The sequence below is a fragment of the Pseudonocardia sp. EV170527-09 genome (assembly GCF_008369905.1).
Taxonomy (GTDB): Bacteria; Actinomycetota; Actinomycetes; order Mycobacteriales; family Pseudonocardiaceae; genus Pseudonocardia.
On the sequence record NZ_VRMC01000041.1, the window covers coordinates 37,385 to 49,143 of the forward strand.

Consider the following 11,759-nt stretch of genomic DNA (forward strand, 5'->3'; position numbering starts at 1 on the left):
GCTGAGGAGCACTTCATGACCCGACTGCGGCTCGCGGGCAGCCTCCTGCTCGCCGGACTCGTCGGCCTCACGGCCTGCAGCGGCGGGGAGCAACCGCCGCCGACGGCCGTCGTCGACCGGGGTGTGGTCTCCACCGGGGTGTCGGCGTCGGGCTCGCTGGTGTCGATCACCCAACAGAACCTCGGGTTCACCGAGGGCGGCCGGATCACCGAGCTGCTGGTCGAGGTCGGCGAGACCGTCGCGGCGGGGCAGCCGCTGGCCCGGCTGGACGACGCCGAGGCCCGGTCGAAGGTCGTCGCCGCGCAGGCCGCCCTGGACCAGCAGCAGGCGTCGCTGGGCAAGCTGACCGGCGCGAACACCGTCGAGGCCGCACAGACCTCGCTGGGCTCGGCCGAGTCGGTGCTCGCCGCGACCCGCGACCAGGTCGGTGCGCAGAACGCCGCGAACGACACCGCCGTCGAGCGGGCGAAGGTCCAGCTGGCCTTCGACCGCAAGCAGCTCGCCGCGGCGCAGGAGAAGCTGGAGACCGACCGGCGGGCCTGCACGCGTTCCGGTGGCAGCACCGCGACCGCCACCCCGGACCCCGCCACCCCGGAGCCCGACGCCGCGTCCTCCGGCGGCGGCCTGCTCGGCGGCCTGTCCGGCGGGTCCGGCACGTCGGGCGGGTCCGGACTCGGCGCGGCCACGACCGACCCGGCCTGCACCGCCGTCGCCGCCGACGAGCAGGCCGTGACGACGGCGAAGGGCCAGGTCATCGCCTCCCAGACGGCGCTGGCGCAGGCCGAGGGCACCCGCGACACCGGGGCCGCCTCCGGCCGGGTCTCGATCGCGAACGCCGAGAGCGCGGTCGCCGACGCCCGCTCCCAGCTCACCGGGGCGAACAACGACGCACCGGCCGACGTCGCGGTGCAGGACGCCGTGGTCGCCGACGCCCGCAACACCCTCGCCGACGCCCAGCGCGGCCTGGACGACACGCTGCTGCGCGCCCCGGTCGCCGGCACCGTGTCCGCGATCAACGGCGCGGTCGGCGACGTCGTGCCCGCCGCGAGCTCCACGACCGCGCTCGCCCCCGGCTCCGACGCCCGGATCCCGCAGGCCGTCGGGTCGGCGTCGGCGGCATCGGGCGCCGCGGGGGCCACCGGGGGCGGCGCGTCCGCGGCCGGTGGGGCTCCGTTCATCACCCTCAACGACCTGCAGACCTACCAGCTGGTCGTCCCGTTCGAGGAGAGCGACGCGGCCCGGGTCGCGCCGAACCAGACCGTCGACGTCACGGTCGACGCGCTGCCCGGGGTGAGCCTGCCCGCAACCGTGGTGGCCGTCGCGCCGACCGCGACGCAGCTGTCGGGCGTCGTGAGCTACTACGCGACCGTCGTGCTGAACCGCACCGACCCCCAGCTGCGCGACGGCCAGACCGCACAGGCCGACGTGCGCACCGAGGCCCGCAACGGGGTGCTGCGGGTGCCCAACACCGCCGTCCGGCAGGAGGGCGGGCGCTCGGTCGTCGACGTGCCCGGCGACGACGGCGGCCCCGGTGATCCGGCAGTTCGTCCCCGGCCTGGTCGGTGACCAGTTCACCGAGGTCCGCTCCGGCCTGGACGACGGCCAGCAGGTCCTGCTGCCGCAGGCCACCGTCCAGGCGACCCCGGGCGGCCCGGGCGGAGGTGGCCCCGGCGGGGGCGGCGCGGGCGGGAACTGACCCGCTCCGCCCATCACCCCCGGCGCGCTCCGCCCCGGTGGGTGACCGGACGCGACGGCGCGTCCTCGGCGACCGTCCCGGCCGTCGCCGGGATGGTCCGCCAGGCGACGATCGCCGCGGCCAGGGTGACCGCCGCGGCGATCAGCGAGGTCGTCTGCATGGCGACGGTGAACGAGGCACGGGCACCGTCGAGCACCGGCGAGGCCGGGTCGAGGGCGTTCGTGCCCGCGGCGAGCGAGTCGGTCACCGCGGCCCGCGCGGCCGGGTCCAGCCCGGCAGGCAGCGTGAGGCGGTCGCGGTAGATCAGGGACACCACCGACCCGAGGACGGCGACGCCCATCGCGACCCCCAGCTCCAGCGCCGTCTCGGAGATGGCCGACGCCGCTCCCGCCTTGCGCGGCGGCACCGACGACACGACCGCGTCGGTGGTCAGCGTCTGGGTCAGGCCGACGCCGAGCCCCAGCGGGACCAGGGCCAGCGCCAGCCACAGGTAGCTGGTGAAGCCCTCGGCGACCGCGACGGCCACCAGCCCCGCGGTCACCAGCCCGAGGCTCACCGCGATCGCCCGGCCGAGCCCCAGTGCGCGGGAGAACCGCCCCACGACGGCGACGACGGCGACCGCCGACAGCGTGGTCGGCAGCTCCCCGAGACCGGCCTGCAGCGGTGAGAACCCGCGCACGAGCTGCAGGTACTGGGAGAAGAAGAACAGCGTCCCGATGAGGGCGAACACGGCCATGAACCCGGCGAACACCGAGCCGGCGAAGGCCGGGCGGGCGAACAGCGACACGTCGATCAGCGGGACGGTCAGACGCCGCTGGCGACGGACGAACAGCGCGCCCAGCGCGAGCCCGGCCGCCAGCGCGGCGACGCCGGCGACGTCGATCCCGGCCGTCACGGTGTGCTTGACCGCCCACACGACCGGCACGATCGCGGCCATCGACAGCAGCGCCGACACCAGGTCGAACGGTCCCGGTGCAGGGTCGCGCGACTCGGGCAGCAGCCACACCCCGGCCACGATCAGCACGACCATGATCGGGACGTTGATCAGGAACACCGAGCCCCAGGAGAAGTGCTCCAGCAGCGCGCCGCCGACCAGCGGGCCGACCGCGGCACCGCCGCTGGCCGCGGCCGCCCAGGCCGCGACGGCCCGGGCCCGCTCGGCCGGGTCGGTGAACACGGTCCGGATCAGCGACAGCGTCGAGGGCATCAGCGTCGCGCCGGCGACGCCGAGCAGCAGCCGGGCCGCGATGAGCATCGCGGGGCTGGTGGACAGCGCCGCGAACAGCGACGCCGCCCCGAACGCGGCGGCGCCGATCAGCAGCAGCCGCTTGCGGCCGACCCGGTCGGCCAGCGACCCCATGACGACGAGCAGCCCGGCCAGCGCCAGGGAGTAGACGTCGCCGATCCACAGGATCTCGGTCGCCGTCGGCGACAGGTCCGCGGTCAGCGAGGGCACGGCGAGGTAGAGGACGGTGTTGTCGACCGCGAGGACCAGGACGGCGATCGACAGCACCGCGAGGGCCGCCCAGCGGCGGCGGGGCGTGAGCCCCCGGGCGGTGTCGGCGTACATGAGCGAAACTGTACCGACTGGTCGGTTTAGTTTCGACGTGGTGTCCGTCTCGTCGGCACCGGACGGGAGGATGGACGCATGGGTCGCACGACCGGACGGTCCCCGGAGGACACACGCAGGCTGGTGCTCGACGCCGCCGCGTCCGCCATCCGCACGCACGGCATCGGGGCGACGCTCGACCTCGTCGCGCGGGAGGCCGGGATCTCCAAGGGCGGGCTCGTCTACCACTTCCCCAGCAAGACCGCGCTGCTCGTCGCCCTGGCGCAGGGGGAGCTCGACGCGTTCTGGGACGCCGTGCACGCCCACCTCGACCACCCCGAGGGCACCCCCGGACGGCTGGTGCGCGCCTACGTGCGGGCCAGCCTGGCACCGGTCGACGAGGGCGAGGCGCTGGAACGGTTCACCCTGATCGCCCAACTGCTCGCGGTGCCCGAGGTCCTCGACCTGGCCCGGGTGGACGACGAGCGCTGGCAGGCCGCGCTCGCCGGGGACGGGGTGCCGGAGGCGACGCGCACGCTGGTCCTCGCCGCCGCCGACGGGATCGGCGGACGACCGCTGTGGGCGGCGGACCTGGAACCGGCGGTGCGGGAGCGGCTGGAGGCCGACCTGCTGGACATGGTGGACGCGGCGCTGCGCACGCCGCCGGCCGACCACTGACTCCGCGGCACGGTCGGCCGTCCCCTACCCGTCGACTGTGACGATCGTGTGTCCTACCGCCCCTGCGGCGACACGCATTCCTCACACCGGTTACCCCGCGCGGCCCTGTCCGCGACCGGGCCGGACTCCCTAGCTTGTCCACACCCGACGGGCCCCGTCGGTGACGACGCGCCCCGGGAGGACACCATGGCGAACGATCCGTCGGACTACCTGGAGCGACGACGGCTGCGCACCGGGGCGGCGGGCTGGGTCCTGCTCGCCGGTCTCGGCGTCAGCTACGTCATCTCCGGCGACTACTCGGGATGGAACTTCGGTCTCGCCGAGGGCGGGTTCGGCGGGCTGCTGATCGCCGGCGTCGTCATCGCCGCCATGTACTTCGCGATGGTGCTGGGGATGGCCGAGCTGTCCTCGGCGCTGCCGGCGGCGGGCGGCGGTTACACCTTCGCCCGGCGCGCGCTCGGCCCCTGGGGCGGGTTCGCGACCGGCACCGCGATCCTCATCGAGTACGCGATCGCCCCGGCCGCCATCGCCACCTTCATCGGCGCCTACGTCGAGTCGCTCGGCCTGTTCGGCATCACCGACGGCTGGTGGGTCCACCTGGCCGCGTACGTGCTGTTCATCGGCATCCACATCGCCGGCGTGGGCGAGGCGCTCAAGGTCATGTTCGTGATCACCGCGATCGCCGTGGTCGGACTGCTGATCTTCGCCGTCGCCGCGGTGCCGCTGTTCGACGCGGGCAACCTCGTCGACATCCCGCCGACCGACGCCGCCGGCGCCTCGGCGTTCCTGCCGTTCGGCTGGCTGGGGATCTGGTCGGCCGTGCCGTTCGCGATCTGGTTCTTCCTCGCCCTGGAAGGCGTCCCGCTCGCGGCGGAGGAGGCCCGCGACCCGGAGCGCAACGTCCCCCGCGGGATCGTCGCGGCGATGCTCGTCCTGCTCGTCACCGGCGCGCTGGTGCTGGTCCTGGCGACCGGGGCGCTCGGCGCGCAGGCGCTCTCGGAGTCGGGCAACCCGCTGGTGGAGGCGCTCGGCGGGTCCACAGCGGGCGTCGTCGTCAACTACGTCGGTCTCGCCGGGCTCGTCGCCAGCTTCTTCTCCATCATCTACGCCTACTCCCGGCAGACCTTCGCGCTGTCGCGGGCCGGGTACCTGCCGCGGGCCCTGTCGGTGACCAACGGCCGCAAGGCCCCCACGCTCGCGCTCGTCGTGCCCGGCGTGATCGGCTTCCTGCTGTCGCTGACCGGGCAGGGCGCGGTGCTGCTCAACATGGCGGTGTTCGGGGCGGCGCTGTCGTACGTGCTGATGATGGTCAGCCACATCGTGCTGCGCCGGACCGCGCCGGAGATGCCCCGGCCCTACCGCACCCCGGGCGGTGTCGTGACGACCGGATTCGCCCTGGTCGTCGCGGTGCTGGCGGTCGTCGCGACCTTCCTGGTCGACCCGGTCGCTGCCGGCGCGACCCTCGGTGCCTTCGCCCTGTTCATGCTGTACTTCGCGCTCTACTCACGACACCACCTGGTCGCCGCGGCACCCGACGAGGAGTTCGCCGCGCTGGCCCGCGCGGAGGAGGAGCTCACGTGACGATCCGCCGGACCACGCTCGGGGGCCACACCCACGAGTTCGCCGACCTGCGCGCACTGCTGGCCGCGGCCACGCCGCCGCGATCCGGGGACGTGCTCGCCGGGGTCGCGGCCCGCTCGGAACAGGAACGGGTTGCCGCCCAGACGGTGCTGGCCGACCTGCCGCTCGCCACCTTCCTCGACGAGCAGGTCGTCCCCTACGAGGACGACGAGGTGACCCGCCTGATCGTCGATTCGCACGACGCCGACGCGTTCGCCCCGGTCGCGTCGATGACCGTCGGCGAGTTCCGCGAGCACCTGCTCGACCCGGCCACCGACACCACCGCGCTCGCCCCCGGACTGACCCCGGAGATGGTCGCGGCGACCTCCAAGCTCATGCGGCTGCAGGACCTGATCGCCGTCGGGCGGCGCACCCCGGTCGTCACCGCGTTCCGCTCGACGGTCGGGCTGCCCGGCACGATGGCGACCCGGCTGCAGCCCAACCATCCCACCGACGACCCCGCCGGGGTGACCGCCTCGATCGTCGACGGGCTGCTGCTCGGCTGCGGCGACGCCGTCATCGGCATCAACCCGGCGACGGACTCGCCGCAGCGCACCACCGACCTGCTGCACCTGATCGACGAGGTCCGCACCCGCTACGACATCCCCACCCAGTCCTGCGTGCTCGCCCACGTCACGACCTCGATCGAGATCATGGAGCGCGGCGCCCCGGTCGACCTGGTGTTCCAGTCGATCGCCGGGACCGAGGCCGCGAACACCGGGTTCGGGGTGACCCTGGCGATGCTGCGGGAGGCGCACTCCGCCGCGCTGTCGCTGGACCGCGGCACCGTCGGCACGCAGTGCATGTACTTCGAGACCGGCCAGGGGTCCGCGCTGTCCGCCGACGCCCACCACGGCGTCGACCAGCAGACCCTGGAGGTCCGCGCCTACGCCGTGGCGCGGGCGTTCGACCCGCTGCTGGTCAACACCGTCGTCGGGTTCATCGGGCCGGAGTACCTGCTCGACGGCAAGCAGATCACCCGCGCCGGGCTGGAGGACCACATGTGCGGGAAGCTGCTCGGCGTCCCGATGGGTGTCGACGTCTGCTACACCAACCACGCCGAGGCCGACGCCGACGACACCGACGCGCTGCTCACCCTGCTCGGCGCGGCGGGCTGCTCGTTCGTCATCTGCGTGCCCGGCGGCGACGACGTGATGCTGCACTACCAGTCGCTGTCCTTCCACGACGCGCTCTACGCCCGCCAGGTGCTCGGGCTGCGCCCCGCGCCGGAGTTCGAGGCGTGGCTGACCACGATGGACATGCTCGACGGCGACGGGCGACTGCGGGACCTGCCTGCGGGCGCCGTCCGGACCCTGACCGCGGGTGTCCGGTGAGCGACCCGCTCGACGTGCTGCGCGCCTCCACCCGGGCCCGGGTGGCGCTCGGCCGCGCCGGGGACGCCCTCCCGACCGCGCGACTGCTGGAGCTGCGCGCCGCGCACGCCGCCGCCCGCGACGCCGTGCACACCCCGCTCGACGTCGACGCGCTCGCCGAGCGGATCACCGGGCTGGGGGTGTCCACGCTGCACGCCGCGGGCGCGCCCGCCGACCGCACCGAGTACCTGACCCGGCCCGACCTGGGCCGCCGCCTCGCCGCGGGTACCGAGCTGCCCCGCGGCGACCACGACGTGGCGCTCGTCGTCGCCGACGGGCTCTCGCCGCGGGCGGTCGCCGAGCACGCCCCGGGGATGCTCGCCGAGATCCTGGAACGGCTCGACGGCTGGCGGGTCGCCCCGGTCGTGATCGCCACCCAGGCCCGGGTCGCGCTCGGCGACGAGATCGCGTCCGCCCTCGGCGCCCGGCACGTCGTCGTGCTCGTCGGGGAGCGGCCGGGGATGAGCTCGGTGGACTCGCTGGGGCTGTACTTCACCTACGACGCCCACCGCGGGCGTCGCGACTCCGAGCGCAACTGCATCTCCAACGTCCGCCCGCCGCACGGCACCGGCTACGCCGCCGCGGCGACCACCCTGGCGCTGCTGATGAGCGAGGCGCGGCGGCTGAAGCTGTCCGGGGTCGCGCTCAAGGCCGATCCGGCGCTGCCGCCGGGCTGAGCGGCCCGCAGCGGGCGCCCCCGCGGCCGGCCGGGGTGGCCCCGGTCGTCCGCGGTCCGGCCGTGACCGGCGGTCCGTCGGCCAGCTCCGCCAGCCCGCGCAGGACCGGACGCAGCTCGGCCAGGGTCAGCCGGGCGGGCTGGACGTGGCAGAGCAGGTCGGTGGCGTAGGGCAGGCAGGGATCCGCCTCCAGTGCGGCACGCACCTCGGGGCCGGTGCCGGCGTGGACGTTCCCGGCGGCGAACCAGGCCGCCGGATCGTGCCCGCGCCGGGCGACGTGCGGCGCGAGCAGCGCGTGCACGGCCGCGCGCGAGGAGCCGGGCAGCACCGGCCGGGACAGCCCGACCCGGACACCCCCGGCGGCCCGGAACCGGGCCAGCAGCCCGGCGGAGCGTCGGTCGTCGGGTCCGGCCGGGCCGGAGCGACGCCCCGACAGCAGCCCCAGGCCGTGGCGCGCGGCGGTGTCGACGCCCTCGGGGGACGACGTCGCCAGCCACAGCCGCTCCCGCAGACCGGGTGCCCGCGGGGTGACGGCCGGGCCGGCGCCGGTGAGCGCGTCCAGAGCGGCGCCCAGACGGACGTGCCGCTGCGCCGGGTCGGCGCCGAACGCCTCGGCGGCGCCCGGGTCGGACCCGGCGCCCAGTCCCAGCTCGAGCCGGCCTCCGCTGAGCACGTCGACGGTGGCCGCGTCCTCGGCGAGGCGCAGCGGGTGCTCCAGCGACGCCACGACGACGGCGGTGCCCAGCCGGATCCGCGAGGTGGCTGCGGCGACCGCGGCCAGCACCACCAGCGGTGACGACGCGTGCCCCTGCTGGGCCCCGAGATGGTGCTGGGCCAGCCAGAACGACGCGAACCCGAGCTCCTCGGCGAGCACCGCGAGGCCGACGGTGTCGGCCAGCTCGGACGCCGCGTCGCGCGGGCCGGCCGCGTGGGTGAGCACGCCCCATCTCACACCGGACACTATGGACATCTGACGAGGTTTTCATACATTGGGTCGGTGCTCCCAGCCCGTCTGCGCGTCGTCGGCGCCGCCCTGTCCCTGCTGCTGCTCGCCGGGTGCGGCGCCGCCGTCACCGATGCCCCGGCAGGTGGGGCGCCGGCCGCCGGGTTCCCGGTCGTCGACGACAACTGCGGCGTGACCACGACCTACACCGCGCCGCCCACCCGGGCGGTCACCCTGACCTCGAACGCCACCGAGCTGCTGCTGGAGCTCGGGGTGGAGCGGTCGATGGTCGGCACGGCGTACCTGAAGAACCGACCGATCGGCGAGCGCTACGCCGCGGCGTACGCGACGGTGCCGGTGCTCGCGCCGGGCCAGCCGTCGCTGGAGCAGCTGCTCGCCGCCGAGCCGGACTTCGTCTACTCCGGCTACCCCGACGGATTCTCCGAGTCCAGCGGACACACCCGTGCCCGGCTCGCCGAGCTGGGCATCGACAGCCACCTCAACCCCGAGTCGTGCCGGGAGGGGCGTTCGGGCTTCGAGGACCTGTTCGGCGAGACGACCCGGATCGGCGCGATCTTCGGGGTGCCGGAGCGGGCCGAGCGCAGCGTCGAGGGCATGCGGGCCCGGCTCGACGCCGTCGCGGCGCGGCTCGGGACCGTCGAGCCGGTGCCGGTGTTCGTCTACAACAGCGGCACCGACGTGCCCCGCACCGCGGGCGGCCGGGCGCTGCTCACCGACATGATCGAGCGCGCCGGGGGCCGCAACGTGTTCGCCGACCTCGACCAGCGCTGGGGCGAGGTGTCCTGGGAGCAGGTCGCCCGCCGCGCCCCCGCCGTCGTCCTGATCTACGACTACCTCGACCCGAGCGTCGAGTCGAAGATCGCGACGCTGCGCGCGACGCCGGCACTCGCCGGGCTGCCCGCGCTGGCCGGTCCGTTCCCGACGGTCCCGCTGTCGGAGGCCCAGCCCGGGCCGCGCTCGGTCGACGCCGTCGAGCGGCTGGCCCGCGAGCTGCACCCCGACCGGTTCCGGTGACCGGGCGCGCGCGGCTCCTCGCGGTGCTGCGCCCGGACGGACCGCTCCCCGATGCCGCGCCGGCCCCCGGCGCGGGCCGCGACGGCGGGCACGGCCGGGTGCCGACGGCGACGGCGGTCGCCGTCCTGGCGGTGCTGCTGGTGCTCGCCGCCGGTCTCGCGCTCACCACGGGCTCGGTGCACGTGCCCTGGTCGGTGACCTGGCGGATCCTCGCCCACCGGGTCGGCGGCACCACCTGGGTGCCCGCCCCGGACTGGTCGCGGGCCGACGACCTGATCATCGCCGACACCCGGTTGCCCAGGGTGCTGCTCGCCGGACTGGTCGGCGCGGCGCTGACGGTGGCCGGGATGGTGCTGCAGGCCGTGGTGCGCAACCCGCTGGCCGGGCCGGGTGTCATCGGCGTCTCCGCGGGCGCGGCGACGGGTGCGGTGGTCGTGATGCGGTTCGGGCTGCTCGGTGCTGGCGCGCTCACGCTGAACGTGGCCGCGTTCGCCGGGGCGCTGCTGACCCTCGCCGTGGTGCTGGTCATCGCCCGCTCCGGCGGGCGGATCACCGTCCTGCGGCTGATCCTCGGCGGTGTCGCGGTCGGGTCGGTGCTGTCGGCGCTGACCAGCCTGCTGGTGCTGACCGCGCCCAGCCCCACGCTGGCGTCGCAGGTGCTGTTCTGGACCCTCGGCGGGTTCGGCGCCGCCCGCTGGGACGTGCTGGTGGTGCCGGCGGTCGTCCTCGGCGCCGGGGTCGTGGCACTCGTGTCGCGGGCGCGTGACCTGGACCTGCTGCTGGCCGGCGACGAGAGCGCGGGCGCCCTCGGGCTGGACGTGCACCGGTTCCGGCAGGCGATGTTCGTCGTCGTCGCCGTGCTGGTCGGGGTGACGGTCGCGGTGAGCGGGGTGATCGGCTTCGTGGGGCTGATGCTGCCGCACGTCGTCCGGTTCCTCGTCGGGTCCGGCCACCGGCGGGGCCTGCCGGTCGCGGTGCTGGTCGGCGCACTGTTCACGGTGCTGGCCGACCTGGTCGCGCGGACCGTCGTCATCCCCGAGGAGCTGCCGGTCGGGATCGTCACGGCGCTGGTCGGCGGCCCGTTCTTCGTGTGGCTGCTGCGCCGCGACGGGCGCCGGGATGGTGCGCGGTGACCCCGCTGGAGATCGACGACGTGCACGTCGTCGCCGGGGCGGCCACGCTGGTCGCCGGGGTCTCGCTGACCGTCGGTGCGGGCGAGGTGGTCGGGCTGCTCGGCCCGAACGGCAGCGGCAAGTCCTCCCTGCTGCGCACCGTCTACCGCGTCGGGGTGCCGTCGTCGGGGGCGGTCCTGGTCGAGGGGACCGACGTGCGGCGGGCCCCGGCGCGGTGGGTGGCCCAGCGGGTCGGCGTGGTCCTGCAGGACATGCCCTCGGACTTCCCGCTGACCGTGCGCGAGGTCGTCGCGATGGGGCGCTCGACGCACAAGCGCCCGCTCGCCGCCGACGACCCGGTCGACGACGCCCTGGTCGCCACCGCCCTGGAGCTGCTGGAGCTCACCCGCCTCGCCGGACGACGCTTCGCCACGTTGTCCGGCGGCGAGCGGCAGCGCGCACTGGTCGCGCGGGCGCTGGTCGGGCGCCCGGCGCTACTGGTGATGGACGAGCCGACCAACCACCTCGACGTCCGCCACCAGCTGGAGCTGCTGACGCTGGTGCGCGAGCTGGGCCTGCCCACGCTGGTGGCCCTGCACGACCTGAACCTGGCCGCGCGCTACTGCGACCGGCTGTGCCTGCTCGACGCGGGCCGGGCGGTGGCCACGGGGACACCCGCACAGGTGCTGACCCCGGAGCGGATCGCCGCGGTCTACGGCGTCACCGCGACGGTGCTGACACACCCGTCGGCGGACTGCCCGCTGATCGTGCTGTCCCCCTGAGTGCGGGCCGCCCGCGCCGGGTGGGTCCCACCCGGCGCGGGCACCACGACGTCGGGCCGGGAACGACCCGCCTCAGCCCCGCACCCGCGGCTGCACGTCGGTGGGCCGGTCGTCGCCGCCCGCTCCCGCCCGCGCCTCCTGCCGGGTGCTGCCGTCCCGCGACGGCCCGGCGAGCTGCGCGGTGGCGTCGGCATCGGCGTACTGCTCCCGGATCGCCTCCTGCGCCGACCGCGGCAGCTCGTGCAGCATCGCCTCGACCCGCTCCCGGCGACGGTGCACCGCCTTCCGGTCCGG

Annotated in this window: 11 protein-coding genes and 1 pseudogene; 9 read left to right on the forward strand and 3 right to left on the reverse strand. The window is 75.4% G+C overall.

Annotated elements, in window-relative coordinates; all coding sequences use genetic code 11:
* Positions 1 to 15 precede the first annotated feature (15 nt).
* Positions 16 to 1,566: an HlyD family secretion protein gene (locus FVA95_RS33700; RefSeq protein WP_149664739.1), complete on the forward strand. Its 1,551-nt coding sequence runs from the start codon at positions 16 to 18 to the stop codon at positions 1,564 to 1,566.
* Positions 1,532 to 1,696, forward strand: coding sequence for a hypothetical protein (locus tag FVA95_RS30850; RefSeq protein ID WP_161992308.1), 165 nt, complete (start codon positions 1,532 to 1,534; stop codon positions 1,694 to 1,696). Before FVA95_RS33700 ends, FVA95_RS30850 begins: the two co-directional genes overlap by 35 nt.
* Before the next feature lie 13 nt (positions 1,697 to 1,709).
* Here the strand turns inward: FVA95_RS30850 and FVA95_RS14705 are convergent, their stop codons facing one another.
* Positions 1,710 to 3,266, reverse strand: a complete 1,557-nt coding sequence (locus FVA95_RS14705) for an MFS transporter (protein WP_149664740.1) — start codon at positions 3,264 to 3,266, stop codon at positions 1,710 to 1,712.
* Between the two features lie 78 nt (positions 3,267 to 3,344).
* Between FVA95_RS14705 and FVA95_RS14710 the strand changes: the two genes are divergently transcribed.
* From FVA95_RS14710 to eutC, 4 genes are all read left to right on the forward strand, one after another.
* A complete protein-coding gene (locus FVA95_RS14710; protein ID WP_149664741.1) occupies positions 3,345 to 3,923 on the forward strand; it encodes a TetR/AcrR family transcriptional regulator in 579 nt (192 codons plus the stop codon).
* 186 nt (positions 3,924 to 4,109) lie between these two features.
* A complete protein-coding gene (gene eat / locus FVA95_RS14715; RefSeq protein ID WP_149664742.1) occupies positions 4,110 to 5,504 on the forward strand; it encodes an ethanolamine permease in 1,395 nt (464 codons plus the stop codon).
* On the forward strand, positions 5,501 to 6,877 hold the full coding sequence (locus FVA95_RS14720) for an ethanolamine ammonia-lyase subunit EutB (RefSeq protein WP_149664743.1): 1,377 nt from the start codon (positions 5,501 to 5,503) through the stop codon (positions 6,875 to 6,877). Before eat ends, FVA95_RS14720 begins: the two co-directional genes overlap by 4 nt.
* Positions 6,874 to 7,593, forward strand: a complete 720-nt coding sequence (gene eutC / locus FVA95_RS14725; RefSeq protein WP_075310997.1) for an ethanolamine ammonia-lyase subunit EutC — start codon at positions 6,874 to 6,876, stop codon at positions 7,591 to 7,593. The genes FVA95_RS14720 and eutC overlap by 4 nt, the downstream gene beginning before the upstream one ends.
* Here eutC and FVA95_RS14730 read toward each other — a convergent pair.
* A complete protein-coding gene (locus FVA95_RS14730) occupies positions 7,562 to 8,545 on the reverse strand; it encodes an LLM class flavin-dependent oxidoreductase (RefSeq protein ID WP_205015862.1) in 984 nt (327 codons plus the stop codon). The genes eutC and FVA95_RS14730 overlap by 32 nt on opposite strands.
* Before the next feature lie 45 nt (positions 8,546 to 8,590).
* Here FVA95_RS14730 and FVA95_RS14735 point away from each other — a divergent pair, with 45 nt between their 5' ends.
* The 3 genes from FVA95_RS14735 to FVA95_RS14745 are packed head-to-tail and all read left to right on the forward strand — an operon-like array spanning position 8,591 to position 11,465.
* On the forward strand, positions 8,591 to 9,571 hold the full coding sequence (locus FVA95_RS14735) for an ABC transporter substrate-binding protein (RefSeq protein WP_240051494.1): 981 nt from the start codon (positions 8,591 to 8,593) through the stop codon (positions 9,569 to 9,571).
* Positions 9,568 to 10,704: an iron ABC transporter permease gene (locus tag FVA95_RS14740; protein WP_149664745.1), complete on the forward strand. Its 1,137-nt coding sequence runs from the start codon at positions 9,568 to 9,570 to the stop codon at positions 10,702 to 10,704. The genes FVA95_RS14735 and FVA95_RS14740 overlap by 4 nt, the downstream gene beginning before the upstream one ends.
* A complete protein-coding gene (locus FVA95_RS14745; protein ID WP_149664746.1) occupies positions 10,701 to 11,465 on the forward strand; it encodes an ABC transporter ATP-binding protein in 765 nt (254 codons plus the stop codon). Before FVA95_RS14740 ends, FVA95_RS14745 begins: the two co-directional genes overlap by 4 nt.
* 72 nt (positions 11,466 to 11,537) lie before the next feature.
* Here the strand turns inward: FVA95_RS14745 and FVA95_RS31380 are convergent.
* Positions 11,538 to 11,759: pseudogene (locus tag FVA95_RS31380) on the reverse strand (ABC transporter ATP-binding protein); the annotation flags it as partial.